The sequence below is a fragment of the Comamonas sp. A23 genome, from assembly GCF_004522605.1.
Taxonomy (GTDB): domain Bacteria; phylum Pseudomonadota; class Gammaproteobacteria; order Burkholderiales; family Burkholderiaceae_C; genus Comamonas; species Comamonas thiooxydans.
Genome location: NZ_RSDT01000001.1, coordinates 294,386 through 319,232 on the forward strand (window position 1 = coordinate 294,386; position 24,847 = coordinate 319,232).

At 61.7% G+C, this 24,847-nt stretch carries 21 protein-coding genes and 1 tRNA gene; 15 read left to right on the top strand and 7 right to left on the bottom strand.

Annotated elements, in window-relative coordinates:
* Positions 1-9 precede the first annotated feature (9 nt).
* Positions 10-1,560 (top strand): polyamine aminopropyltransferase, encoded by a 1,551-nt coding sequence (locus tag EIC84_RS01430; RefSeq protein ID WP_034361594.1) that lies wholly within the window; start codon positions 10-12, stop codon positions 1,558-1,560.
* Positions 1,560-3,296: an NAD(P)-binding protein gene (locus EIC84_RS01435; RefSeq protein WP_003063233.1), complete on the top strand. Its 1,737-nt coding sequence runs from the start codon at positions 1,560-1,562 to the stop codon at positions 3,294-3,296. Before EIC84_RS01430 ends, EIC84_RS01435 begins: the two co-directional genes overlap by 1 nt.
* A gap of 6 nt (positions 3,297-3,302) precedes the next feature.
* Here EIC84_RS01435 and EIC84_RS01440 read toward each other — a convergent pair whose 3' ends face one another.
* From EIC84_RS01440 to EIC84_RS01450, 3 genes are all read right to left on the bottom strand, one after another.
* On the bottom strand, positions 3,303-4,295 hold the full coding sequence (locus EIC84_RS01440) for an HD-GYP domain-containing protein (protein ID WP_003063230.1): 993 nt from the start codon (positions 4,293-4,295) through the stop codon (positions 3,303-3,305).
* A gap of 15 nt (positions 4,296-4,310) precedes the next feature.
* Entirely contained in the window at positions 4,311-4,940 is a 630-nt protein-coding gene (locus EIC84_RS01445; protein ID WP_237704415.1) for a TIGR02281 family clan AA aspartic protease, read from the bottom strand.
* 135 nt (positions 4,941-5,075) lie between these two features.
* On the bottom strand, positions 5,076-5,561 hold the full coding sequence (locus tag EIC84_RS01450; RefSeq protein WP_003063225.1) for a YajQ family cyclic di-GMP-binding protein: 486 nt from the start codon (positions 5,559-5,561) through the stop codon (positions 5,076-5,078).
* A gap of 103 nt (positions 5,562-5,664) precedes the next feature.
* On the opposite strand from EIC84_RS01450, the gene murB reads away from it, so the two are divergent.
* Positions 5,665-6,762, top strand: a complete 1,098-nt coding sequence (gene murB, locus EIC84_RS01455; RefSeq protein WP_003063222.1) for a UDP-N-acetylmuramate dehydrogenase — start codon at positions 5,665-5,667, stop codon at positions 6,760-6,762.
* A 60-nt stretch (positions 6,763-6,822) separates the two neighbouring features.
* On the opposite strand, the gene EIC84_RS01460 is transcribed toward murB, so the two are convergent.
* Positions 6,823-7,314: a hypothetical protein gene (locus EIC84_RS01460; RefSeq protein WP_003063220.1), complete on the bottom strand. Its 492-nt coding sequence runs from the start codon at positions 7,312-7,314 to the stop codon at positions 6,823-6,825.
* 262 nt (positions 7,315-7,576) lie between these two features.
* On the opposite strand from EIC84_RS01460, the gene phaR reads away from it, so the two are divergent.
* The 5 genes from phaR to EIC84_RS01485 all read left to right on the top strand — a co-directional run bounded on the left by phaR (position 7,577) and on the right by EIC84_RS01485 (position 12,847).
* Positions 7,577-8,122, top strand: a complete 546-nt coding sequence (gene phaR, locus EIC84_RS01465; RefSeq protein WP_003063218.1) for a polyhydroxyalkanoate synthesis repressor PhaR — start codon at positions 7,577-7,579, stop codon at positions 8,120-8,122.
* A 215-nt stretch (positions 8,123-8,337) separates the two neighbouring features.
* Entirely contained in the window at positions 8,338-9,720 is a 1,383-nt protein-coding gene (locus tag EIC84_RS01470; RefSeq protein WP_034361591.1) for a DUF1329 domain-containing protein, read from the top strand.
* Between the two features lie 144 nt (positions 9,721-9,864).
* Complete coding sequence (locus EIC84_RS01475; protein WP_003063214.1) at positions 9,865-10,629, top strand: SDR family oxidoreductase; 765 nt, start codon at positions 9,865-9,867, stop codon at positions 10,627-10,629.
* A gap of 148 nt (positions 10,630-10,777) precedes the next feature.
* Positions 10,778-11,170: a VOC family protein gene (locus EIC84_RS01480; protein ID WP_003063209.1), complete on the top strand. Its 393-nt coding sequence runs from the start codon at positions 10,778-10,780 to the stop codon at positions 11,168-11,170.
* 420 nt (positions 11,171-11,590) lie between these two features.
* Positions 11,591-12,847, top strand: a complete 1,257-nt coding sequence (locus tag EIC84_RS01485; RefSeq protein WP_003063207.1) for a tetratricopeptide repeat protein — start codon at positions 11,591-11,593, stop codon at positions 12,845-12,847.
* Between the two features lie 52 nt (positions 12,848-12,899).
* Here EIC84_RS01485 and EIC84_RS01490 read toward each other — a convergent pair whose 3' ends face one another.
* Both EIC84_RS01490 and EIC84_RS01495 read right to left on the bottom strand, forming a co-directional pair.
* A complete protein-coding gene (locus tag EIC84_RS01490; RefSeq protein ID WP_003063205.1) occupies positions 12,900-13,292 on the bottom strand; it encodes a VOC family protein in 393 nt (130 codons plus the stop codon).
* A gap of 129 nt (positions 13,293-13,421) precedes the next feature.
* Positions 13,422-13,991, bottom strand: a complete 570-nt coding sequence (locus tag EIC84_RS01495) for a TetR/AcrR family transcriptional regulator (RefSeq protein WP_134737290.1) — start codon at positions 13,989-13,991, stop codon at positions 13,422-13,424.
* A gap of 193 nt (positions 13,992-14,184) precedes the next feature.
* Between EIC84_RS01495 and EIC84_RS01500 the strand changes: the two genes are divergently transcribed.
* The 7 genes from EIC84_RS01500 to EIC84_RS01530 all read left to right on the top strand — a co-directional run bounded on the left by EIC84_RS01500 (position 14,185) and on the right by EIC84_RS01530 (position 24,782).
* Entirely contained in the window at positions 14,185-15,363 is a 1,179-nt protein-coding gene (locus EIC84_RS01500; RefSeq protein ID WP_003063202.1) for an efflux RND transporter periplasmic adaptor subunit, read from the top strand.
* A gap of 64 nt (positions 15,364-15,427) precedes the next feature.
* Positions 15,428-18,574: an efflux RND transporter permease subunit gene (locus EIC84_RS01505; RefSeq protein WP_003063200.1), complete on the top strand. Its 3,147-nt coding sequence runs from the start codon at positions 15,428-15,430 to the stop codon at positions 18,572-18,574.
* Positions 18,571-19,986, top strand: a complete 1,416-nt coding sequence (locus EIC84_RS01510; RefSeq protein ID WP_003063198.1) for an efflux transporter outer membrane subunit — start codon at positions 18,571-18,573, stop codon at positions 19,984-19,986. The genes EIC84_RS01505 and EIC84_RS01510 overlap by 4 nt, the downstream gene beginning before the upstream one ends.
* Positions 19,987-20,315: 329 nt before the next feature.
* Positions 20,316-20,807: a sigma-70 family RNA polymerase sigma factor gene (locus tag EIC84_RS01515; protein ID WP_012837896.1), complete on the top strand. Its 492-nt coding sequence runs from the start codon at positions 20,316-20,318 to the stop codon at positions 20,805-20,807.
* Positions 20,808-20,810: 3 nt separating this feature from the next.
* Positions 20,811-21,827: a FecR domain-containing protein gene (locus EIC84_RS01520; RefSeq protein WP_003063195.1), complete on the top strand. Its 1,017-nt coding sequence runs from the start codon at positions 20,811-20,813 to the stop codon at positions 21,825-21,827.
* A gap of 349 nt (positions 21,828-22,176) precedes the next feature.
* The gene (locus EIC84_RS01525) at positions 22,177-24,426 is read left to right on the top strand and encodes a TonB-dependent siderophore receptor (protein ID WP_237704413.1); all 2,250 of its coding nucleotides are present in this window, start codon (positions 22,177-22,179) and stop codon (positions 24,424-24,426) included.
* 50 nt (positions 24,427-24,476) lie between these two features.
* Positions 24,477-24,782 (top strand): hypothetical protein, encoded by a 306-nt coding sequence (locus EIC84_RS01530; protein ID WP_131361307.1) that lies wholly within the window; start codon positions 24,477-24,479, stop codon positions 24,780-24,782.
* On the opposite strand, the gene EIC84_RS01535 is transcribed toward EIC84_RS01530, so the two are convergent.
* Positions 24,742-24,832: transfer RNA gene (locus EIC84_RS01535), tRNA-Ser, on the bottom strand. The two genes, EIC84_RS01530 and EIC84_RS01535, sit on opposite strands and share 41 nt — an antisense overlap.
* Positions 24,833-24,847 lie beyond the last annotated feature (15 nt).

Sequence of the window (24,847 nt, forward strand, 5' to 3'; positions counted from 1 at the left end):
AGGAATTAGATGACTTCGATGGTGGCCGAGCAGGACAGCGCTGGCCTGGGGCCTAGGCCCATTGATGTGGCGCTGCTGGCCAGCGTCTTCGTGATTGCGGCCTGCGGCCTGCTCTACGAGCTGGCGGCAGGCGCGCTGGCATCCTATCTGCTCGGTGATTCGGTGCTGCAGTTCTCCACCATCATCGGCACCTATCTGTTTGCCATGGGCATAGGCTCGTGGCTGTCGCGCTATTTCGAAGATCAGCTGCCCGCGCATTTTCTGCGTGTGGAGCTGATGGTGGCGCTGGTCGGCGGTGCCTTGCCGGCCGTGCTGTTTCTCGCCAATGCCTATGCGCCGGGCGCGTTCCGCTTTCTGCTCTACGGCATGGTGATGGTGGTGGGAACGCTGGTGGGGCTGGAGATTCCGCTTGTCATGCGCATTCTCAAGCGCAATGCATCGCTCAAGGATCTGGTCTCCAAGGTGCTGACCTTCGACTATCTGGGGGCCTTGGCCGTGTCGCTGGCGTTTCCCATCGTGCTGGTGCCCAAGCTGGGCCTGGTGCGCACAGGTCTGCTGTTCGGCTTCATGAACGCGGCCATTGCCGTGTGGGCCCTGGTGCTGTTCAAGCATGAGCTGCGCAATCTGCGTGCCCATGCCTGGGCCTGTGCACTGGTGCTGCTGGCCCTGGGCGGCGGCATCGCGGGCGCGGATCAGCTGACCCGGCTGGCCGACGACCATTTCTACCAGGACCGCATCGTGCTGAGCAGCAGCTCGCCCTACCAGCGCATCGTGGTGACACAGGGACGCCAGGGCGCGCGGCTGTACCTGAACGGCAATCTGCAGTTTGCCCAGAGCGACGAGTACCGCTATCACGAAGCGCTGGTCCACCCCGCCATGGCCGCACATGGTGCACCGAGAAAGGTGGCGGTGCTGGGCGGCGGCGACGGCATGGCCGTGCGCGAGGTGCTCAAGTACCCCGGCGTCGAGTCCGTGGTGCTGGTGGAGCTGGACCCGGCCATGACCGGCCTGTTCAAGAGCAACGCCATGATGACGGCGCTCAATGGCAATGCACTCAACGATGCCCGCGTGAGCATCGTCAACACCGACGCCTTTCACTGGTTGCAGGAGACTGCGGACACCTTCGATGTGATCGTGGTGGACTTTCCCGATCCCACCAATTTCGCCATAGGCAAGCTGTTCACCAATAGTTTTTATTCGCTGCTGGACAAGCGTCTGGCGGCCAGCGGCTATGCCGTGATTCAGACCACCTCGCCGCTGATTGCGCGCCAGAGCTTTTGGACCGTGGTGCAGACCGTGGAGTCCGTGGGTCTGAGGGCAAAGCCCTATCACGTGCATGTGCCCAGTTTTGGCGAATGGGGTTTTGTGCTGGCCAGCCACCGTCCCTGGCGCGAGCCCGAGGCTTTGCCCGCGGGCATGCGTTTTCTGACTCTGCCCACGCTGCGCCTGATGTTTGACTTCCCTCTCGATATGGCGCGCGTGCCGACCGAGGTGAATCGCCTCTCGAATCAGGTGCTGGTCAACACCTATGAGCGCGAGTGGGGCAAGGTGGAGCATTGATGCGGGCCGATCTGAAGCGGCGCGACTGGCTCGGGCTGGCGGCCGCCAGCGCTTTGGGCGCAGCGGGCCTGGCCGGCTGCAAGCAGCCAGCGCCCAGACTGGAGGACTTGCCTGGCGGCTTCAGCGGCGTGGCGCTGGAGCGTGGTCATGGCCTGCGCCCTTTCTGGCAGCGCCTGGCACAGGGGCTGGAGCTACCTGCACCTGCGATGGTACACCGGGCGCCGGTAGTGATTGCGGGCGGGGGCATGGCCGGGCTGGCGGCGGCACGCGCGCTGGAACTGGCTGGCGTGCAGGGCGCAGCCTTGCTCGATACCCAGGCCGCCATGGGAGGCAACAGCCAGGGCGGGCAAGTCAAGGGCATTGCCTGCCCTCTGGGTGCCCACTATCTGCCCGTTCCCGGCGACGATGCTCATGAGGTGCAGGACTGGCTGGAGGAGCTGGGCGTGCGCCAGCGCTTCGCTGGCCGCTGGCGCTATGACGAGCGCTATCTCTGCCATAGCCCGCAGGAGCGCCTGTACTGGCAGGGCGGCTGGCATGAGGGACTGCTGCCCGTGCAGGGCGTGAGCCAGCGCACGCTGGAGCAATATGCGCTGTTTGAAAAGCAGGTTGAGGCAGCGGCTCAGGCGGCGGCCTTTGCCATGCCTTCCATCCGTGTCTGGCAGCGCGAAGCGGGTTTGCCTGCCTCTCATGCGGTGCTCGATGCACAGCGTTTCGACCAATGGCTGGCGGCGCAGGGCCTCGATGACGAGCGTCTGCTCTGGTATCTGGACTACAGCTGCCGCGATGATTTCGGTGCCGGTCTGAGCCGCGTCTCGGCCTGGGCGGGGATTCATTATTTCGCCAGCCGCCATGGTTTCCACGCGCCGCGTCTGCAGTCCGGGCATGAGAGCGAAGCGGATGGCGAGCAGGTGCTGACCTGGCCCCAGGGCAATGGCTGGCTGGCGCAGCAACTGGCGGCGGGACTGAAAGCCACGCAGCTGCAGACCGATTGCAGCGTGCTTGCCGTCACCGAGGACGCGGGCGGTGTGCAGATCGAGGTTTATCACCATGGCCGCCAGCAGCATGAACGCTGGCTGGCGCGCCATTGCGTGATGGCGCTGCCCAGCTTTATTGCTGCAAGAGTGCTGCGCAATGCGCCCGATTTTCTGCGTGCCGTGGCGGCTCGCCTGGACTGGGCTCCCTGGCTGGTGGCGAACATCCATATCGACCGACCGCTGGCCGACTACCCCGGCGCCGAGCCCGCCTGGGACAATGTGCTGTACCGCGATGGCAATGCGGGCGGGCTGGGCTATGTGGATGCGGGCAATCAGCGGCTGGACCGCATACGCCGCCAGCCAACGGTGCTGAGCTACTACCAGGCGCTGGGCGACTGGGCCGATGGGCGCAGGCAATTGATGCAGCAGCCGTTTGCCTTCTGGCGCGAGCGCATCGTGAACACGCTGAGCGAGCCGCACCCAGACCTGCTGCAGCATGCCACACGCATGGAAATCACCCGCTATGGCCATGCCATGGCGATTCCGCGTCCTGGCGATCAGCAGATATTGAGCGAAATAGCCGTCAAGTTCAGTGCCAGCAAGCGCAATCTGCTATTGAATGGGGAGCGAGTGCAGGGCCTGCCCACGCCTGCGACGGCGCGGCTGAGCTTTGCGCATTCGGACTGGGCCGGCTATTCGGTGCTGGAAGAGGCGTTCACGCGTGGCCACCATGCCGGCCTGATCGCTGCACAAGGCGTTTAGAAAGGGTCAGCGTCTGCTGCCCGGCAGCTTGACCATGCGGTACAGCTCGGCGTTGCCGCGTGCACTGTGAATGCCCAGCTGTGCCATGGAGCGAAGGTCCAGATCCAGCGTCAGCGAGGAACGCGCCAGCGCGGAGGTGATGGCCGGCCTGCGCCCCTCCAGATGCCAGATGGGCGGGTACATGCTGTGGCCGTCACGGTCGATCACGCTGGCAATCTCGGGTTCTTCCAGACTTTTTCCGCGGCGCAGCACCACGGCCACTTCGCCATTGTCCAGCTGCACATAGGTGCCGGGCGGGTACAGGCCCACGACATCGATCAAGGCCTGCTTGACCTCATCGGCGTATTGGCCGCCCTGCTGCAGCACTTGCAGAGACTCGATGGCCGAGCGGCCGCTACGGGTCTTGCGCGGGCTGATCAGGGCAGCATAACGGTCTACCGTGCCCAGAATGCGTACCAGACGCTCCAGCGGCTGCAACTGTGCCAGCGGCGCGGGCTGCAGCACCACATGGTGGTATTGAACGCTGTCCAGCCAGAGTCGGTCACGCACCATGAGCCGCTCCAGCATCAGCCGGCCCTCTGTGGGGTGCTGCTTGACGGCTTCGGCCTGCTGGCTGCTCAGCGGTGTACGTTGCTCGGCCAGCTGGTTCTGTAGCACGGTCATGCCGATGTTCATGGTCAGAGCGGCCTGGATCAGCGTGTCGCGTTCGGATTGAGGCAGGTCAAGCTCCTTGGCAAGGATATGGCACAGGCCCGCGCAGACCACGGCGTGAGACGGGCTATAGCCCACGGTTGTCGAGCTGGCACGCTGAAACATCAGATACAACGCGGCATCGCTGTCCTGCGTGATGAGGTCTTGCAGCCATAGATCAAGCTGGTGCAGCTTGATGGCAAAGCCGGGGATGCGCAGCGGCGCGGTCAGCAAAACCGCGAGTGCGGCCTCCAGATCTGACCATAGGCCCAGCAGGTCTTCATAGGGGTCGTCGTAGCGTGCGTGCATGGGCGAGAGGCGGGTTCAGTTCTTTTCCAGAACCATCTCATTGCCCTTGCGGGTCATCTGAAACCGGGTCAGCAGACTGTTGCCCAGCAGCACATAGGGCATGGACTGGGGGGCAACGACGGCCTCTATGCCGTAGACCTCCATCTCGCCCAGTCTGACGCTGTCGAGCTTGATGCGCCAGCCCTGGGCAGTGCCGTTGGCCGTGCGCATCAGGACGGGGGCACCCTGCTCGTAGGGCAGGCCCATGCGATCGGCATCGGCGCGGCCTATGGCAATGGTGCTGGCGCCGGTGTCCACCATGTACTGCATGGTTTTTCCGTTGATATAGCCGCGATCCACAAAATGGCCGCGCGAGTCGGCAATCAGGACCAGCCGGCCCGAGCGCGCAGCGCCGCCAATGCCGCCCCGGCTGCCCACGCTGACCGGAGCTGCTCCCAGATGCACGGTCTGGCGCTGGCCCTTGATATCCACCACGGCGGAGTCGCCGCTGATCTGCAGCAGGCGCACCTCCTTGTGGCTTTCGTTGACGGCCAGCGCCTTGGGGGCACTGCCATCAATGACCAGCAAGGCCTTGCTGCCCAGCACGCCGGTCAGGGCTACGGACTGTCCAAAGGCACTGCTGGAGGCCACAGCGACTGAAAGCATGAGCCCCATGCGACGCAGGCGAGAGGCGCGGGGCAAGGAGCTGGGCTGGCCGCGTCGCCCTGTGGCAAGGGCCTCGCCCCCCTCTCGCAAGGCGAGGGAAGGGGAAGCAGCGGAGCTGCGCAGGGGGGGCTTCATTCAATCGCGGAAGTTGTTGAACGACAGAGGGTGGTCTGCCAGATCCTTGCGGATCAATGCCATGGCCGCCTGCAGATCGTCACGCTTGGCTCCGGTGATGCGGACCTTCTCTTCCTGAATGGCAGCCTGCACCTTGAGCTTGCTTTCCTTCATCAGCTTCTGGATCTTCTTGGCCAGCTCGGACTCGATGCCGTTCTTGACCTTGATGAGCTGCTTGACCTTGTCGCCGCCAATCTTCTGTGCCTTCTGGATGTCCAGGAAGCGCACATCGACATTGCGCTTGGTCAGCTTGTTGCGCAGCAGGTCCTCGACTTGCTGCAGCTGGAACTCGGCATCGCCGTAAATGGTGATTTCCTTGTCCTTGAGTTCGACGGCGGCCGATGTGCCCTTGAAGTCGAAACGGGTGCCAATTTCCTTGGTGGCGTTGTCAACGGCGTTCTTCACTTCGACGAAATCGGCTTCGCAAACAGTGTCAAAAGAAGGCATGTGTAATTCCTATCAGTATCAGAGCGGTAAACAGCCACAGTGCGCCGGGCCGTGATGTGCGGCTTGCCAGCAGCAGAGCAGGCGCAGTGCGACAATTGGATGGATGTTAGTCGAGAAAAATGTTCCCCTGCAGCATTGCAACACCTTTGGCATTGCCGCGCGCGCCGAAACCTTGGTGCGCATTCGTAGCCAGGACGATATCCGTCAGTTTCTCGCCGACCCGCTATGGGGACGGCAGCCTGTGTTCGTCCTTGGCGGTGGCAGCAATGTGGTGCTGACGGGCGACGTGGCCCCCGTGGTGCTCAAGATGGAAATCATGGGCATGCGACTGCTGCGCGAAACTGACAAGCACTGGATTGTCGAGATCGGGGCGGGCGAGCGCTGGCATGACATGGTGGCATGGACGCTGGCCCAGGGCTATACAGGCCTTGAAAACATGGCCCTGATTCCAGGCACGGTAGGCGCGGCCCCGGTGCAGAACATCGGCGCTTACGGGATGGAGCTGCAGGATCGCTTCGACTCCCTGGACGCGATCGATCTGGTCACCGGCGAGCAGTTCAGCCTCAATGCCGCGCAATGCGCCTTCGGCTACCGTGACTCGGTGTTCAAACATGCACCGGCTCAGCCCAAGTACTGGCCCGTGACGGGCTCGACGGCTGTCCCGCGCGGCCTGGGACTCAAAGGGCGGGCGGTGATCACCCGGGTGCGTCTGGCGCTGCCCAAGAGTTGGCAACCGGATCTGGGCTACCTGGATCTGCAGCGCAAGCAGGCGGAAAAAGGCATAGAGCAGCCGACCGCGCAGCAGATCTTTGAATGGGTCTGCGAGATTCGTCGTGCCAAGCTGCCGGACCCCGACGTCATCGGCAATGCGGGCAGCTTCTTCAAGAATCCCACGGTGACGACCGAGCAATGCGCGGACATCATCGCGCGCGAGCCCAAGATTGTTCACTATCCCATGGATGACGGCTCCATCAAGCTGGCGGCCGGCTGGCTGATCGATGCCTGCGGCTGGAAAGGCAAGACCATGGGCCGGGCGGGCGTCTACGACAGGCAGGCGCTGGTGCTGGTCAATCGCGGAGATCGCCACAGCCTCGACGCCAGCGTGACCGGCGGCGAGGTGATGACGCTTGCAGGGGCAATCCAGACCAGTGTCTACGAACGTTTTGGCATTCGCCTGGAGCCCGAGCCGGTGGTGATCTGACTTTGTCGGTGCCAACAAAAAATGGAGCCGGTAGGCTCCATTTTTGATGGCGAAATGCGCTTATTTCCAGAAGGCCGGGCGCAGCAAAATGCCCGAAATACGGTAAGGAGCCTTGGGCTCGACCGCCAGTTCCATGGGCACAAAGCCCTTGGTGCAGCTCAGCAGCACGCTGGTGGCCAGAGGTGTGGAGCTTTCCATGCGGCCAACCGTCTGGCAGCTGCCGACGCCAGTGCGCACGGAGTCCAGGGCTTTCTGCACGGTGTCGATGGGGGAGTTCTTGAGGAACTCCTCGTTGAAATTGTTGGCAGCCAGCTTGGACTTGCCGTCCATGGCTGCGACAACTGCCTGCAGGCGCTTGCGCAATGCGGCGTCTGCGGCGGCGGCATCCACATTGGCAGGGACTGCCTGAGCTGCCGGTGCTGCCTGCGGTGCAGCAGCCTTGGCGGCATCGGTCGCAGCAGCATCGGGCTGGGCCTGTGCTGCGGTCATGAAGCCGGCAGCAGCCAGCAGGGCGGTCAGACAAACAGCATTGCGTGTTTTGGTGGTAATCATCCGTTGAGCCTTTCGTCAAACAACGAGAGGCACTGTAAACCTTCTGCAAGCTTGATTTCGATAGACGGCAAACTGTTTTTTGTGAATAAATGGCAAAGACCTGATGCTGGCTGTGACGGTGGTGCGACTTTGTTGCAGCGCAGACAAGCTTGTTTGTCAGGGTTACTGCTTGCCGATGAGGCTTGTGCACTGCCTAAAATCTGTTGCACTGCAATAGCTCAATTGACGACGGGGCCGACCCCCAGAACATAAAGGACTTGCGATGCAAGAAAACAAAGAGGGCAAAGAGGGTGATGTCCAGGTGGGGAGCCAGCGAATCATCAAGAAGTATCCCAATCGCCGCCTCTACGACACCAATACCTCTTCATACATCACTCTGGCCGAGGTCAAGCAACTGGTCATGGACAGCGAGCCGGTGGTCATCAGGGATGCCAAGACCAATGAAGACCTGACGCGCTCCATCCTGCTGCAGATCATTCTGGAAGAAGAAGCGGGCGGGGCTCCCATGTTCTCCGAGGCCATGCTGGCCAACATCATTCGCTTCTATGGTCATGCCATGCAGGGCTTCATGGGGAGCTACATCGAAAAGAACGTGCAGATGTTCACGGACTTCCAGAGCAAGCTTGCGGGCCAGTCCCAGGGCATGAACCCCGAGGCCTGGAAGCAGTTCATGAGCATGCAGCCTCAAGCCATGCAGGGTTTGATGGGCAGCTATATGGAGCAGTCTCAGAGCATGTTCACGCAGATGCAGGAGCAGATGCAAAAGCAGACGGAGCAGATGCTGGGTGTGTTCGGCATCAAGCGCTGAACGAAAACTGCTTTTCCATAGCGGGCCAATGGCCCGCTTTTTTGTGTCTGTTGCTGGCGCCTGCCTGCGCTAGTCCTAATTGACGATGTTTGCGATCGTCGCCGGTCGAACAATGATTTCGTTGCTTCGCAATTGCGAGTGGGCAAGGAAGAAGAACGATAAGAGAAGTTCAATGACAGGTAGATGCATGGCGGATGCATCCAAGGAGACTAGGCATGAAGTTAGGAGAGGGACCCCGTTTGATGGCGGTCTTGGCTGCAGGCGTATTGTTTGTGGGGGGGGCTTGGGCCAAGGCGACGCCCGATGAACTGGCCAGGCTGGGCAAGTCCCTGACCTGCACGGGGGGCGAAAAAGCGGGTACAGCCAGCGGTGTGCCCGAGTTCACGGGCAAATGGCTGGGTACGCCGCCCGGCATTCAATACAACCCGCATGCTGGCCAGCACCCGGTGGACCCCTATGCCGGTGAAAAGCCGCTGCTCACCATCACGGCTGAGAATCTGGCGCAGTATGGCGAGCGCCTGAGCGAGGGTCAGAAGGCCATGTTTGCCAAATACCCCAAGACCTATCGTATTCCGGTCTATCAGGGCCACCGTGACTTTCGCTTCTCGGATGCCGTCTGCGCGGCGGCCAGAAAGAATGCCCAGGATGCCGTGATGAACGCAGACGGTCAGGGTACAACGGGTGCGGTCAAGGGGGCGCTGCCCTTCCCGTTCCCCAGAAATGGACTTGAGCTGGCCTTCAACAACCTGCTGCCTTCGCGTGCTTTCACCGAACACACGCTGCGTGACAACGCCAATGTGCTGGCCGATGGCAGCATCGTCTGGGGTCGTGCCGACAATCGCGCCTTCAGTCAGGTCAACGACCCGGCCAACGCAGGTCAACCACTGAGCAGTCCCATGTCCCAGGGCATGAATGCCGTCAAGTTGCCCGAGCGCGAGAAAGGCGGCGTCAGCGTGGTGTCCGAGCCGGTTGAATTTGGCAAGGAAAAGCGCCTGGGCTGGAGCTATGACCCCGGCACACGTCGTGTGCGCCAGATTCCCGAATACGGTTTCGACCAGCCTCTATCGGGCACCGGTGGCAAGCTGACGATTGACTCCGATCGCCTGTTCAACGGCTCGCCCGAGCGCTACAACTGGAAGTCGCTGGGCAAGAAGGAAGTCTATGTGCCGGCCAATGCCTACAGGATTCACGGCAGCAACGTGAAGTATGCCGATCTGCTCAAACCCGGTCATGAAAACCCCGACTACATGCGCTACGAGCTGCGCCGGGTCTGGGTGCTGGAGGCTTCGCTCAAGGATGGCTACCGCCACATGTTTGGCAAGCGCGTGCTGTTCCTCGACGAAGATACCGGCCAGGCACTGATGAGCGATTACTACGATGCACGCGGCCAGCTGTGGCTGCAGGCGGTGGTCAATCATTACTACGCCTTCGACGCAAGGATCTGGCATGCGGGCACCAGCTTCTATCACGACCTGAACTCTGGCGGCTATGTGGCCTACAACCTGTTCCAGGAGCGCCCCCAGGGTCCCGTCTTGAACAAGGGCAATATGACTGCAGCCATGTTTACGCCCGAAGCAGCACGTAATGCAGGCAATTAAAAAATGAATCCGGCAAACAGCTTGTGGCGTAGTTTCTGTGGCTGCGGGCTTTTGCCATTCAAGTCAGGAGGCGCTTGCGCCTCCTTTTTTATGTGGCAGTAGCAATGCCCTGCTCAGGGCTTGGAAAAACAAGAGGAGACGTAGATGACAAATCGTTTGCAGGGCAAGGTGGCGCTGGTCACTGGTGGTGCCAGTGGTGTGGGTCTGGAGGTGGTCAAGTTGCTTCTTGGTGAAGGCGCCAAGGTCGCATTCAGCGATATCAATGAAACGGCGGGGCAGCAACTGGCGGCTGAATTGGGCGAAGGCTCCATGTTCGTCCGCCATGACGTGAGCAGCGAGACGGACTGGACGCTTGTGATGGCGGCGGTGCAGCAACGTCTTGGCCGGCTCGATGTGCTGGTCAACAATGCCGGCATCCTGCTGCCTGGTGATATGGAAACAGGGCGTCTGGAGGATTTCAGCCGCCTGCTCAAGATCAACACCGAGTCGGTCTTCATCGGTTGCCAGCAGGGCATTGCGGCGATGAAGCAGGCCGGTGGCTCCATCATCAATATGGCTTCGGTATCCAGCTGGCTGCCCGTGGAGCAATATGCCGGCTACAGCGCCAGCAAGGCTGCAGTGTCCGCGCTGACGCGCGCCGCTGCGCTGAACTGTCGCAAGCAAGGCTATGCGATTCGCGTCAACTCCATTCATCCCGATGGCATTTATACGCCCATGATGCAGGCTTCGCTGCCAAAGGGCGTGAGCAAGGAAATGATCTTGCATGACCCCAAACTCAACCGCGCCGGCCGCGCCTATATGCCCGAGCGCATCGCGCAACTGGTGCTGTTCCTGGCCAGCGACGAGTCCAGCGTCATGAGCGGGAGCGAGCTGCATGCCGATAACTCGATTCTGGGCATGGGGCTATAGATGAAAGCTTGAATCTGACCGTTCCCCGGAAGGCCTTGAAGCGTTTCAAGGCCTTTGCCGTTTTGCTGAGTAGGATGATGCAGGCAATGGTCTTGAGCGGTAAAGATGCGGTCGTTCAAGTTCGGTTGGGTTTTGAGAGGATGCCTTCATGAAATTGGGTTACACAATCATCTACGTCCCGGATGTCTCGGCATCGCTGGAATTCTTTAGCCGGGCATTCGGCATACAACAGCGTTTTCTGCATGAATCCGGAACCTATGGCGAGCTCGAGACAGGGCAGACCACGCTGGCATTTGCCGCCCATGAGCTGGGCGCGTTGAATTTTCCTGGAGGCCATGTCGAAGCGCACAGCTCTGCCAAGCCATTGGGATTTGAAATCGCGCTGGTCACGGAGGATGTCGAGCAGGCTCATCGGAGCGCGCTGAGCGCCGGCGCCATCGAGATGGCCGCTCCGACGGCCAAGCCCTGGGGGCAGATGGTGTCTTATCTGCGTTGCCCCGACGGCTGCGTGGTGGAGCTTTGTACGCCCATGGCTGGCTGATCCGCAGAGATGCTTGCCTGCAAAGGCGCAAGGTCCGGGCCGGGTATCCCGCACTGTTTGCAATATCGCGAACATGCGACGCAAATTGCACCCCGGCGGAGTTTGACCGGGCAGATCTCTGTGTTGCCTGGCCTGGGAGAGCCTCGAGCAGCAATGCTGTCCCGAGACAAGAGAGACTTCGCGGGCGTATAGCGGCTCTGTGACTACAGTCTAGGGAGAGCCCCGTCGGCAGTCATTTCCGTGCTGAGGCGGGTCAGTATGGTTTTGATAGCTGCCAACGCTTTATGGACAAGGTATTGCTTCTATATACTCCCATTTTTTCTGTGAACAGGGGAAGCAATGCTTGCGCGATGGTCTGGTGCTTTGGTTCTGTCGGCTTGGCTGTCAGTTTGGGGTTGTGCGCAGGCTCAGCCCAGCGAAATGGTCAATGCCGCGAAGACAGGAGATGTCGCGGCACAGTACGAGTTGGGAAAAGCCCATCTTTACGGCAAGGGCGTGGAAAAGAATGCCGACGATGCCTTGCGCTGGCTGCATCTGGCCGCAGAGCACAATCATGCGCCGTCCCAGTATCTGCTGGGTCTGGTCTATGTGCTGGGTGCCGAGGGTGTGAAAAAAGATCCTGAGGCAGGGCTGACACACATTCATCAGGCTGCAAACGCCGGAAATCTCGATGCGCAGAACCTGCTGGGAACTATTTATCTAAAAGGCGAAGCAGTTGAAAAGGACGCCGCAACAGGTGTCGCATGGCTGGAGCGCGCCGCGCAACAAGGCTCTGCAACGGCACAAAATAGCCTGGGCTTTGTCTACCGCAAAGGCGAGTTGCTTGCCCAGGATTTGCAGGCCTCGTTTCGCTGGTATCTGATGGCGGCCCAGCAAGCCGATGTGCTCGCGCAGTTCACGGTGGCCGAGATGTACTACCTTGGCGAAGGCGTAGAGAAGAACCATGCGGAAGCTGCGAAATGGCTGACCCCGCTGGCAGACAAAGGCGTGCAGAAAGCCCAATTGCTGCTGGGAAAGATTTGCTTCGAAGGCCAGGGTGTGGCCCCCGACTACAAGCGGGCCGTGCTGCTGCTGCACGCTGTCGCCATCCGCGGCTCGGGCGAGGCTTACTATGAACTGGGCCGTCTGTTCGAGCAGGGAGAGGGCGAGTATCGCAACGAAAAAGAAGCGATTGCCTATTACACCCAGGCGCTGAAGTACCAGCATGCAGCGGCGGCGCAGCGGCTGGAGCAGCTCTCCGCTTCGTCGCCAAAGTCCGCAGAGTTTGCGCAGTCCATGGAATACATGGAGAACCTGAACTCGGCTCTCAAGGGCAATGTTCTGGCCCAGTACAACGTCGGTGTCTTTCAATATCTGGGCAAGGGCTTTGCGCAACCCAACTACACGGAGGCCGCCAAGTGGTTCACCATGGCAGCCAATCAAGGCTATGCCAAGGCCCAGTACAACCTGGGCACCTTGTACGAAAACGGCGAGGGTGTGGGCAAGAGCCTGGCTCAGGCGCTGAAGTGGTATCGGCTTGCCGCCGAGCAGCAGGATGCCCCGGCCCAGTACGCGCTGGGAACTTTGTACCGGGACGGTCTGGGTGTGAAGAAGAATGCCAAGCAGGCTCGTGAGTGGTTGCAGCGCGCCGCAGAGCAAGGCCATGCACCGGCAAAAAAGGCTTTGGCACAGCTCTGAGCAGACAAGCGGGGCTGTTTTTAGAGGCCCCGGCTTGCCAGCGCGAGGGCGGCTAGGCTGGCTCCGAGATCTCGATGAGGTTCAGGTCGGGGTCACGCACATAGATGGAGCGGATTTTCGATGTGGCACCGGTGCGCATCACAGGGCCTTCGGCGATGGGAACCGACAACTGCTGCAGACGCGCGATAACCTCGTCCAGCGGCACCGAGGCCAGAAAGCACAGATCAAGGGCACCGGGCACAGGCGTGTGGGCCTTGGGCTCGAACTCGCGCCCTTTCACATGCAGATTGATCTTCTGCCGGCCGAACACAAAGGCCTTGCGCTCCACGGGCGGGGTGCCGCCGATGAAGGATTCCAGCCGCATGCCCAGGACTTCGGTGTAAAAGCGTATGCAGTGGGCTTCGTTGGCCGTGGTGAGAACCAGGTGGTCGAGGTGACTGATCATGACAAGGCTACTCTCTGGTTGTGAAAGCGAGTGTGAAGGTACGCGAACTCGCGTTGTAGGGGAACGGCATGACCATGGTGCAGCTGGAGGCCGGCATGGCCGGTAAGGCTGCAGTCGGGGTCGATTCTGTCAGGCTGTCGCCGTCCCATCCTGGCGCATGACTCCCTGCAAAAATGCCTGCTCGGCAAGTTGTGCCAGCGGGGCGCGTGGGATGCGACCGCGGCGCTCTCCATCGATGAGCGCGATCACGGTTCCCAGCCACAGCTCGGTCAGCGTTGCGGCGCTGAAATCGATGCGGAACACGCCTTCCTGTTGGCCGCGCAGGAAAAAAGCGTCGACCTTGGGTTCCCAGATCGCATTTTCCTCCATGGGTTTTTCGACTTCATTCCAGTAATAGGTCAGGAACAGCGTGAATTCGCGGTGTTCAAGATGCTTGGCATTGAGGCGCTTGAGGGCCTCGAGCACCGGGCCTTCCTCGATGCGGGCTTCGTCCAGCGCATCGTCCAGCGTGCGCAGGCTTTGCTCCAGCAGGCGCTTGATCAGCAGATCGCGCGTGGGGCAGAAGCGATAGAGCGTGGCCTTGCTGATGCCTATGGCCTTGGCCAGCTCCTGCAAGGTGGCGCGCGGGTGGTTGACCAGGGCCAGGGCCAGGGCCAGTGGGGGGAGGATTGCTGTGTTGTCGTGGGGGGCGGTCGTCATTCGTGGCTCCGGTTGGGGCGGATACGGATGAACCTATTTTGATTCAAGCGGCGGGCCTAAAAGCTTGGGATAGCAACTTTACTTGGTATCAAAATGCCATGAATCAATATAGGCCTTAATGAATCAAATTTGATTCAAAAAATATTTTCATGCATCATGCGCTTCTTTCAAGATTTGACAAGACTCAAAAGCCATGAAGAAGAAAAGCCAGAATGTGCGTGCCTGGTCGGCCCTGGCCGCATTGGCAGCCGCAATGATGTTGGCCGGCTGCATCAAGTCGGAAGCGGGCGGACCGCCTCAGGAATTGCCGCTGGTGGATGTGGTGACCGTCAAGCCCAGGGCGCTGAGCCTCAGCGCTGAGCTGCCCGGGCGCATCGAGCCCGTACGTGTGGCGGAGGTGCGTGCGCGGGTGCCAGGTATCGTGCTGAGCCGCAACTTCAAAGAGGGTGCCGATGTGAAGGCTGGAGAGGTGCTGTTCAATATCGACCCGGCACCGCTGCGCGCGGCGCTGTCGCGGGCCCGGGGCGAATTGGCGCGAGCCGAGGCCGCGCACTCCGATGCTCAGTCCGTGGTGCGTCGTTACGAGCCGCTGGTGGAACAGGAAGCTGTGAGTCGCCAGGATTTCGACAGCGCCAAGGCCGCGCTGCACAGCGCCTTGGCCATGCGCCAATCGGCCCAGGCCGAAGTCGAGGCGGCACGCCTGAACCTGGACTATGCGACGGTGAGGGCCCCGATTGCGGGCCGCATCGGCCGTGCCTTGGTGACGGAAGGTGCCCTGGTCGGCCAGGGGGAGGCCACACCGATGGCAGTGATACAGCAGCTTGACCCCATTTATGCCGATTTCCGCCAGACCGCAGCGCTGGCCACGCGCTTGCGTTCACAGCAGCAGGGAGAGCAGTCGCAGAAGAGTGCTCCAGTGACGCTGGTGGCGGACGGCCTGGACGATAAGCGCCAGGGACGCATGCTGTTTTCGGATGTGACGGTGGATCGCGGCACCGGCCAGCTTGCACTGCGCGGTGAATTCCCCAACAAGGATGGCTTGCTGCTGCCCGGCATGTATGTGCGCGTGACCATGGGCCTGGGCGAGGATCCTGCGGCCATTCTCGTGCCTCAGCGCGCGGTGCAGCGCGGCGCCGACGGACTGGCCCATGTGCTGGTGCTCGACGAGAACGACATTGTGCAATCCCAGAAGGTGAGCACCGGTGCCATGTACGGCTCCGACTGGCATATCACCGAGGGTCTCAAGGAAAACGCCAGGGTGTTGGTCGGAGGCCTTGCGGCAGCCGTGCCCGGCACCAAGGTGCAGATCAGAGCTGCCGCTGCAAATCTCGCTGACGCTGTCAAAGATGCGGAAGTCACGGAAAAGAAATGAGCACTATGCGCTGGTCCTGCAAGCGCTGAATGCCAAGAAGACAAGCCTTATTCAAGGATAGACAATGTCCCGGTTTTTTATTGATCGCCCCAAGCTGGCCTGGGTGGTCGCGATCTTCATTCTGCTGGCCGGCCTGCTGGCGATCCCGGCCTTGCCCGTGGCGCAGTTTCCCAACGTGGCTCCGCCGCAGATCTCCATCTCTGCAACCTATCCGGGGGCATCGGCCACCACGGTGATGGAGTCGGTGACCAGCGTCATCGAGGAGGAGCTCAACGGCACCAAGGGGCTGTTGTACTTCGACTCTTCCAGCGGTGCCACGGGCCTGGCCGAGATCACGGCCACCTTCGCGCCGGGCACCGATCCCGCACTGGCCCAGGTCGAGGTGCAGAACCGCATCAAGAAGGCCGAGGCCAGACTGCCCGCATCGGTGATGCAGATGGGTCTGCAGGTAGAGCAGGCCAGCGCCAACTTCCTGCTGATCTATTCGCTGACCTACAAGGGTGACGACAGCGGCAAGAACGAGGTCCGCCTCTCCGACTATGCGGTGCGCAACATCAACAACGAGATCCGGCGCGTACCCGGTGTGGGCAAGGTGCAGTACTTCGGCGCCGATGTCGCCATGCGGGTCTGGGTCGATCCGCAGAAGCTGCTGGGCTACGGCCTGTCGGTGGCCGACGTGAATGCGGCCATTGCCGCGCAGAATGCCCAGGTGCCGGCGGGCAGCTTCGGCAGCCAGCCCGGATCGTCAGAGCAGGAACTCAGCGCCACGATTGCCGTCAAGGGAACGCTGAGTTCGCCCGAGGAGTTCGGTCAGATCGTGTTGCAGGCCAGGGCCGATGGCTCGGCCGTGCACCTGGCCGATGTGGCGCGTCTCGAAGTCGGCCAGCTCGACTACAGCTTTGCCTCGCGCGAGGACGGCCACAAAGGAGTGGCGGCCGCCGTGCAACTGGCACCTGGTGCCAATGCTATGCAGACCGCCAAGGCGGTCAAGGCGAGGCTAGCCGAGCTGTCGCAGAACTTCCCCGACGATATTCAGTACGCAGTGCCCTACGACACCTCGCGCTTTGTCGAAGTCGCTATCGGCAAGGTGATCCAGACCCTGGTCGAGGCCGTGGTGCTGGTGTTCCTGGTGATGTGGCTGTTTCTGCAGAACCTGCGCTATACGCTGATTCCCACCATCGTGGTCCCGGTGTGTCTGGCCGGTACCCTGGCGGTGATGTATGCGCTGGGCTTCTCGGTCAATATGATGACCATGTTCGGCATGGTGCTGGCCATCGGCATTCTGGTCGACGATGCCATCGTGGTGGTGGAGAACGTGGAGCGTCTCATGGCCGAGGAGGGGCTTTCGCCGCTGGCCGCCACGGTGAAGGCCATGCAGCAGGTCTCGGGGGCCATCGTCGGCATCACGCTGGTGCTGGTGGCCGTGTTCCTGCCTCTGGCCTTCATGAGCGGCTCGGTGGGCGTGATCTACCGCCAGTTCTCGCTGTCGCTGGCGGTCTCCATCCTGTTTTCGGGCCTGCTGGCGCTGACTTTCACGCCGGCGCTGTGCGCCACGCTGCTCAAGCCTGTTGCCGAGGATCACCACAAGGAGAAAAAAGGCCTCTTCGGCTGGTTCAACCGCCACTTTGCCAAGCTGACCGAGCGCTTTTCGCTGCTCAACCAGCGTCTGGTCAGGCGCACAGGCCGCTATATGCTGATCTATGCGGCCATCGTGGGCGGGCTGGGCTTTGCCTATACGCGCATGCCCGAGTCCTTTGTGCCTTATGAAGACATGGGCTACTACATCGTCAGCGTGCAACTGCCTCCTGGTGCAACCGAAGCACGTACCGAGGCCGTGGTGCGTGACATGGAAGCCTATGTGCAAAGCCGCCCCGCGACGGCCCAGGCCGAGTTCCTGATGGGCTACAGCTTCTCGGGCATGGGGCAGAACGCGGCCATGGCCTTCGTCACGCTCAAGGATTGGTCCTTGCGCGGCAAGGGCCAGGCGTCGTGGGACGAGGTCCAGGCCTTCAACCAGCGCTTCGGCCGTCTGTCCGACGGTGCTGCCATGGCGGTGGACCCGCCACCCATCGACGGCCTGGGCAATTCCGGTGGCTTTGCGCTGCGTCTGCAGGATCGCGCCAGTCTGGGCCGTGAGGCCTTGGTTGCCGCGCGCGACGAACTGCTGAAGAAGGCCAATGCCTCGCCGGTGATCGCCTACGCGATGATGGAAAACCTCGAAGACGCGCCGCAGCTGCGCCTGGACATAGACCGGCGCAAGGCCCAGGCCCAGGGCGTGAGCTTCGCGAGCATCAGTGCCGTGCTGTCCACGGCCTATGGCTCGGCCGTGATCAACGAGTTTCCGAATGCGGGGCGCCTGCAGCGCGTGGTGGTGCAGGCCGACACGGCAGCGCGCATGACGCCCGAGGCCCTGCTGCGGCTGTATGTGCCCAATGCCCAGGGCGAGCAGGTGCCGCTGGCCTCGTTTGCCAGCGTGGAGTGGGAGCAGGGGCCGGTGCAGATCTCGCGCTACAACGGCTATCCGGCCTTCCGTATCGCGGGCGATGCCAAGCCCGGCCACACCACGGGTGAGGCCATGGCCGAGCTCGAACGCATTCTGGGCGAGATGCCGCGCGGCATAGGTTACGAGTGGACGGCGCTGTCCTATCAGGAAAAGGCTGCTGGCGCACAGGCTCCCAAGCTGTTCGCACTGGCCATCGTGGTGGTGTTCCTGCTGCTCGTGGCCCTGTACGAAAGCTGGAGCATTCCCGCAGCCGTGATGCTGATCGTGCCCATAGGGGCGCTGGGCTCGGTGCTGGCCACCTCGGCGCTGGGTCTCTCGAACGACGTGTACTTCAAGGTCGGCCTGATCACCATCATCGGCCTGGCGGCCAAGAACGCCATCCTGATCGTGGAGTTCGCCAAGGACCTGCACGAGCGCGGCCATTCGCTGGCGGAAGCTGCATTGCAGGCAGCCCGTTTGCGCTTCCGCCCCATCGTGATGACTTCGCTGGCCTTCATCCTCGGGGTGGTGCCGCTGGCGCTGGCCACCGGGGCGGGGGCCTCCAGCCAGGCCGCCATCGGTGTAGGCGTGATCGGCGGCATGCTCAGCGCCACATTGCTGGGCGTGCTGTTCGTGCCCATCTTCTTTGTCTTCGTGCTCTCGCTGCGGCGCAAGCGCCCCGCAGTGCCGGAGGAAAAAAACACAGACTCCGAAGGAGAACCCGTATGAACGGGCGAAACACCATGCGTACCGCGACGCTGACGCTGATTGCCGCGATGCTTGCCGGCTGCTCTTTTGCACCGACCTATGAAAGACCTGCTGCGCCCATTCCCGGCAACTGGAGCGCGGCATCATCGGCCTCGGCTGCATCGATGCAGAGCTTGCACTGGAAGGATTTCGTGATCGATGAGCGCCTGCGCTCGCGTATCGAAACGGCGCTGGCCAACAACCGCGATCTGCGCCAGACGCTGCTCAATGTGCAGACAGCACGAGCGGCCTATCGCGTGCAGCGTGCGGACCAACTGCCCGGTCTGGAAGCGCAAGCCAGTGGTAACCGCCAGCGCCTGCCTGCCGACCTGAGCGGCACAGGAGCGGCCAGGGTGCAGAGCAACTATCAGGCAGGCGCCGGGCTGATGGCTTTCGAGCTTGATCTCTTCGGCCGCGTGAGCTCGCTGTCCGAGGCTGCGCTGATGGAATACCTGGCCACCGAAGAGGCCGCGCGCAGCGTGCAGATCAGTCTGGTTGCCGAAGTGATCCAGGCCTCGCTGGCGCAGGACAGCGCGCGGCAGCGCCAGGCCCTGGCGCTGCGCACCCTGCAGGCGCGCGAGAAAGAATTGCAGCTGATGAGCGAGCGTCGCAAGACCGGCATGGCCAGCCGCCTTGACGAGCAGGAGGCTCAAGGCCAGCTCGAGCAGGCGCGCGCCGAAGTCGAGCGCTTCGAGCGCGAGCTGCGCCAGGCCGGCAATGCTCTGGACTGGCTGGTGGGTGATGGCAGGGTCCAGCCGGCAGCAGATCTGAGCGCCACGCCCCTGGTGCAGGAGATAGGCCCGGGTCTGCCCTCAGATCTGCTGGTGCTGCGCCCCGATATCCGCTCCGCCGAATATCAGCTGCGCGCGCGCAATGCAAGCATTGGCGCTGCGCGGGCTGCATTCTTTCCACGCATTTCGCTCACGGGCTCCTACGGCTCGGCCAGTGCCGAGCTTGGCGATTTGTTTGCCGGCGGTCAGCGCTCCTGGTCCTTCATGCCGCAGCTCAGCTTGCCGATTTTCGATGGCGGCCGCAATCGCGCCAATCTGGAGATCGCGCAGCTGCGCAAGGACATGGCGATAGCTAGCTACGAGCGCAGCATTCAGACGGCGTTTCGTGAAGTCAGCGATGCACTGGCCTCCGTGGAGACGCTGAGGCGCGAGGAGCTTGCCCGCCAGCGCCTGGTGCAGACCAGCGCGAATACGCTCAAGCTTGCCGAGCTGCGTTATCGCGCGGGGGTGGACAGTCATCTGCGCTATCTGGATGCGCAGCGCACGGACTACGCGCAGCAGATGGCACTGATCGAGGTCAGCGCGCAGCGGCAGATGGCCCTGGCCACGCTGTTCAAGGCCTTGGGTGGCGGCTGGCAGGCCAGTCCTGGTGCCCAGGGTTGAGTGCGCCCAACCCGTCCGCAGCATGAGAAGAGCGTTGGTGTGGCCTATGAAGGCCGCCCCAACGCTCATGAAACTCAGCCAGATTGCACAGATGGGCCGAGCCTTGCTTGACCTCTGAAATCAAGGAACTGAACCGGTCGTCGAAAGCCATGTGATTCGCCGGATGCCGGTGAGTTTGTTGGCGAGGAGGGGATGGTCGGCAGGCGAAGCACAGGCCGAGCCAAAGTTCCCAAAAAACCACATCTATTTCAATTTTGACTTTAATCGATAATAATTCTCATTATCATAAATGAGTAACGCATCGTATCTTGTCATACCCATTCCGCTCCTTGACCGACGTGGCCAAGATTTATGGAGAGCATCACCCCTGGCTTTTGGGCTGGCTGAGGCGCAAGCTCGGCGGAGCTGATCATGCCGCGGATCTTGCGCAAGATACCTTTGTGAGAGTGCTGGCTGCCCAGGCGGAGCAGCGCGCGCTGGTGTTGCGCGAACCGCGTGCCTATCTGACCACGGTGGCGCGCAATCTGCTCATCAATCATGTGCAGCGGCTGTCGCTGGAGAAGGCATGGCTGGACGCGATGGCCCAGTTGCCGGAGCCTCTGGCGCCTTCGCCCGAGCAGCAGTTGCTGGTGCTGGAGTCATTGCATCAGGTCGATGCCATGCTCAACGGCTTGCCACCCAAGGTGCGCGAGGCGTTTCTACTATCCCAACTCGATGGTCTGAGCTATGCACAGGTGGCAGAGCGCTTGGGAGTCACGTCTCGCACCGTCAAGCGCTATATGGCCCAGGCATTCGAGCAGTGCATTTTGCTGGTGATTTGAGTCATGGTCGTTGTACCTCCTTCGGCTCTGGATATCGATCCGAGCGCAGCACGGCAGGCTGCACAGTGGCTTGTGCGGCTGCATGCCGGCGATGCCGACATGACAGTGCATGCCGAACTCATGCGCTGGCGCAACTCGGATCCGAGTCATGAAATGGCCTGGCAACGCGCTGAACTGGTTCTTGGCAAACTGAATGCAACCCGGGCCGGCAACAGTGCCGAAGCAGGCAATACGCTGGGCGGCCTGAGCGCTGCGGCGCTGCGCGAGGCGAATCGCTCGCAGCGGCGTGCCGTCGCGCGGCTGCTGGCGACAGCGATTGTGGCGGGGCCGCTCGGCTATGGGGTCTGGCGTCTTGCGCCCTGGCATGAATGGTCGGCGGACATGCGTACCGACACGGGCGAGAGCCGTGAATCGACGCTGGCCGACGGCAGCAGAATCCAGCTGGATACCGGCAGCGCCGTCGACATGGCGTTCACATCATCGGAGCGTCGCCTGATCCTGCGCACGGGCGCCATCTGGGTGCAGACCGCCGCCGATGCCGCGCTGCGGCCTTTTCTGGTTCAGACGGCGCAAGGAACGGTCCGGGCATTGGGGACGCGTTTTACCGTGCGCATCGCTCCGCCCTTTGCGCGAACGGAACACAGCTGTCTCATTGCGGTTCAACAAGGAGCGGTGGAGTTGAGTCCCGTCAACGACGACACAAGCGTGCGCATCGATGCGGGAAAGCAGGCACAGATGAGCGCGGGGAATGTCGGCGTACCCGAAGCAGCCGGCCTGGCCTCCGATGGCTGGACTCACGGGGTGCTCTATGCGGAAAAGACACCGCTGGGGATTTTTGCTGCCGAGCTTTCGCGCTATCGCCCGGGCATCGTGCGATGCGATCCGGCTGTTGCTGCGCTGCCTGTGAGCGGAGCCTTTCAACTGCGCGATACGGATCAGGCCCTGGCGGCGCTGGCTGCCTCCCTGCCCATCAGAATCTTGCAGCGCTCGCGTTACTGGGTGACTATCGTGTCGCGCTGAAACGCTCGATTTCTTCACCTTCCATGTCCCCTTTTTGCCAGGACGCCGGTCATACAAGAAAGGCAACACATTTATCGGCTTTTTCAAAAAGGGTTACTCCATGGTCTTGGCGCAGCATATTTCCGGGCAAATTTCAGTGCCCCCATCCTCCTCTGTGTCCGTCGGGAGCCTGGGCCTCAAACAGAACGCAGTTCAAGCTGCGCTGATCCTGCTGCTCGGGATGGCAGGTGCCGGCAGCGTCCAAGCCCAGTCGAGTCAGGGCTCCGCCAGCAGCCCGCAAGCGAGAGAGTACAGCCTCCCCAGGGGACTATTGAGCCAGGCGCTGGCGCGCTTTGCAGGGGAGTCGGGAGTGACGCTATCCGCGGACTCTGCGCTGACCGGGGAGCTCCAGACGGCTGGTTTGAATGGCAGATTTGCCGTCGCTGAGGGCTTTGCGCAGCTGCTGCGTGGTACCGGGCTTGAGGTCGCGCAAACCCAGCCCGGTATTTTCATTCTGCGCAAAAGCACTCAGGCCCCTGTGGCGGCGGGTGCAGCCCCCAGTCTGGCGGAAGTGCTGGTGACTGCTGCGGCCGAAGCATCGACCTTCTCGGAAGGCACGGGTTCCTATGCTGCACAGCTCGTCACGATCGGCAAGAGTGCACAGAGTCTGCGAGAAATTCCGCAGTCAGTATCGGTGGTGACGCGTCAAATGCTGGAGGACCAGAATATCCAGAGTCTCGATGACGCCATGCGCACAGTGCCTGGCGTCACTGTGGAGCCAGGCAGCACAGGGGGCAATCATGGCAATTTCTACCTGCGCGGCTACGCGGTAGATACCGTGCAGATCGACGGTGTCAACACTCCTGCGAGCACCGGCAATGATCTTTCCAGCGGATTCGGCATGGCCATGTATGACCGTATTGAGGTTCTGCGCGGCCCTGCAGGACTGTTCCAGGGGGCCGGCGACCCTGGCGGCTCCATCAATCTTGTGCGCAAGCGCCCCAAGGCGCAGCGGGAGTTCAGCACGCAACTATCGGCCGGCTCTTGGAATCGCTATTACGCGGAGGCGGACATGAGCGGGCCTCTGAGCAGTGATGGACGCATACGCGGGCGTCTTGTCACCGCCTATCAGGATCACGGCTCTTTTGTGGATCATGTGTACTCCAGGAAGCCGTTGATCTATGGCGTGCTGGAAGCCGACCTCACTCCCTCGAGCACGCTTACCGCCGGAGCCAGCCATCAGCAATACAAGGGGCGTCCCGCCTTCGGCCTGCCTGCCTATCCGGATGGCCGCCTGCTGGATATTCCGCGCTCCAGCTATCTGGATCCCATCTGGAACCACATCACCGAACGCAACACCGAGTACTTCGCAGAATTTCAGCATCGCCTGGACAATGGCGGGCAGATCAAGCTCAATGCGACCTACCGGGAGCAGGATGAACCCTCTCGCCTGTTCGGCTGGTCGGACTGCGCGGCCGACCCTGCTACCGGCGACAGCTGCCTCATCAGCTGGGCTTACCGCAGCCACTGGAAGACGCATGGCCTTGACGGCTTCATCACCACGCCGTTTGCCGCGCTGGGCTCATCCAATAATGAGCTGACGCTGGGAGCGGACTATCGCAAGGTGCACAAGAGCTTCAAATACGGCGGCGGAGACGGTGCTCCCATCAATATCTTCGATCCCGACAACAACGTTCCCAAGCCTGCGAATTACAGCTTCTCCAACGGCAACGACAACCGAACCGAGCAGTACGGGCTGTATGGGCGGGTCAATCTGCGCCCGGCCAGCGGCGTGTTGCTCAGCATGGGAGGGCGCATGACCTGGTGGGACAACCATGCCGTCAATCGCAACGCCTATTTCAACCAGTTCTCCGAAACCGATACGCGCATCAGCGGCAAGTTCACTCCCTATGCGGGAGTCGTGTTCGACCTGAGCGAGCAGTTGTCTGCCTATGCCAGCTACACCCGCATTTTCGCGCCGCAGACCGCCAGCGACGCTGAGGGCATGACATTGCGTCCACGCGTGGGCCAGCAGTACGAGGCAGGCCTGAAGGGTGAATGGCTGAACAAACAGCTCAATGCCCGTGCGGCTGTTTTCCGCATGGAGGACAGCAATCGTGCAATGACCGATCCGGCCAATCCGCTGTTCTCCCTTGCCGCTGGCAAGATGCGCAGTCAGGGTGTGGAGGCGGAAATCAACGGTCGCATAGCTCCGGGCTGGAATCTCGCTGTCGGATACGCGTACACACAGACCAAAACGCTGGAAGGAACACCGGACGAGAAGGCCCAGCTCTATACCTTCATCGCTCCGCGCCACAGCTTCAACCTGTGGACACGATACCAGTTTGGTTCGGGGCCTCTGGAAGGCTTCAGTGTGGGTGGTGGTCTGCGCAGCGCCAGCCGGATGTACCGCCTCAATGGTGAGGTGAAGTTCTCTCAGGGTCCGGTGACTACGGCAGCACTGCAGATCGGCTATCGCTTCAACAAAAATCTGGATGCAACGCTGACCGTCAACAATGTCTTTGACAAGGTGTATTACCAGCGTGTCTGGGCGGCTTATGGCTCCAACTACTATGGCGAGCCGCGCAATGTGATGCTGACGCTGCGCGGCAGGTTCTGAGCGCCTGGTTCAAGGCGAACCCTGGGTCCGGCCTGCAGATGCCCTGGCCCGTGAAAGCCCGCCAATGCGGGCGCGAGAGCCCGGGACGCAGTCCGGTGCTCGGGGCATTGCTGGCAGGCAGATCGTGCGCTGCGTTTTTTCAGGCCGGCCCGAAAATGGCCGGGCTCGACTTTTACGATTCGGGCCCCTGGCATCGGCCGGTGCCGGGCAGGATATGCAAGAGGCTATTGCCGTACAGTGAATTCAAATCGCATTCACGGTTGAAGGCGGCAAAAAGAAAAAAGGCCTTGAATTTCTTCAAGGCCTTTTGTCATTTGGCGGAGCAGGCGGGATTCGAACCCGCGGTGGGCTATTAACCCACACACGCTTTCCAGGCGTGCGACTTAAACCACTCATCCACCGCTCCACAGCGATCCCAAAA

What these genes read in the sequence shown, in the direction of transcription:
- EIC84_RS01490 (WP_003063205.1), bottom strand. Translation starts at nt 13,292, where the DNA reads ATGATCAGTCACCTCGACCACCTGGTTCTCACCACGGCCAACGAAGCC.
- EIC84_RS01445 (WP_237704415.1), bottom strand. Translation starts at nt 4,940, where the DNA reads ATGCTTTCAGTCGCTGTGGCCTCCAGCAGTGCCTTTGGACAGTCCGTA.
- EIC84_RS01470 (WP_034361591.1), top strand. Translation starts at nt 8,338, where the DNA reads ATGAAGTTAGGAGAGGGACCCCGTTTGATGGCGGTCTTGGCTGCAGGC.
- EIC84_RS01505 (WP_003063200.1), top strand. Translation starts at nt 15,428, where the DNA reads ATGTCCCGGTTTTTTATTGATCGCCCCAAGCTGGCCTGGGTGGTCGCG.
- phaR (WP_003063218.1), top strand. Translation starts at nt 7,577, where the DNA reads ATGCAAGAAAACAAAGAGGGCAAAGAGGGTGATGTCCAGGTGGGGAGC.
- EIC84_RS01480 (WP_003063209.1), top strand. Translation starts at nt 10,778, where the DNA reads ATGAAATTGGGTTACACAATCATCTACGTCCCGGATGTCTCGGCATCG.
- EIC84_RS01485 (WP_003063207.1), top strand. Translation starts at nt 11,591, where the DNA reads ATGGTCAATGCCGCGAAGACAGGAGATGTCGCGGCACAGTACGAGTTG.
- EIC84_RS01495 (WP_134737290.1), bottom strand. Translation starts at nt 13,991, where the DNA reads ATGACGACCGCCCCCCACGACAACACAGCAATCCTCCCCCCACTGGCC.
- EIC84_RS01435 (WP_003063233.1), top strand. Translation starts at nt 1,560, where the DNA reads ATGCGGGCCGATCTGAAGCGGCGCGACTGGCTCGGGCTGGCGGCCGCC.
- EIC84_RS01440 (WP_003063230.1), bottom strand. Translation starts at nt 4,295, where the DNA reads ATGCACGCACGCTACGACGACCCCTATGAAGACCTGCTGGGCCTATGG.
- murB (WP_003063222.1), top strand. Translation starts at nt 5,665, where the DNA reads ATGTTAGTCGAGAAAAATGTTCCCCTGCAGCATTGCAACACCTTTGGC.
- EIC84_RS01500 (WP_003063202.1), top strand. Translation starts at nt 14,185, where the DNA reads ATGAAGAAGAAAAGCCAGAATGTGCGTGCCTGGTCGGCCCTGGCCGCA.
- EIC84_RS01430 (WP_034361594.1), top strand. Translation starts at nt 10, where the DNA reads ATGACTTCGATGGTGGCCGAGCAGGACAGCGCTGGCCTGGGGCCTAGG.
- EIC84_RS01475 (WP_003063214.1), top strand. Translation starts at nt 9,865, where the DNA reads ATGACAAATCGTTTGCAGGGCAAGGTGGCGCTGGTCACTGGTGGTGCC.
- EIC84_RS01510 (WP_003063198.1), top strand. Translation starts at nt 18,571, where the DNA reads ATGAACGGGCGAAACACCATGCGTACCGCGACGCTGACGCTGATTGCC.
- EIC84_RS01520 (WP_003063195.1), top strand. Translation starts at nt 20,811, where the DNA reads ATGGTCGTTGTACCTCCTTCGGCTCTGGATATCGATCCGAGCGCAGCA.
- EIC84_RS01460 (WP_003063220.1), bottom strand. Translation starts at nt 7,314, where the DNA reads ATGATTACCACCAAAACACGCAATGCTGTTTGTCTGACCGCCCTGCTG.
- EIC84_RS01450 (WP_003063225.1), bottom strand. Translation starts at nt 5,561, where the DNA reads ATGCCTTCTTTTGACACTGTTTGCGAAGCCGATTTCGTCGAAGTGAAG.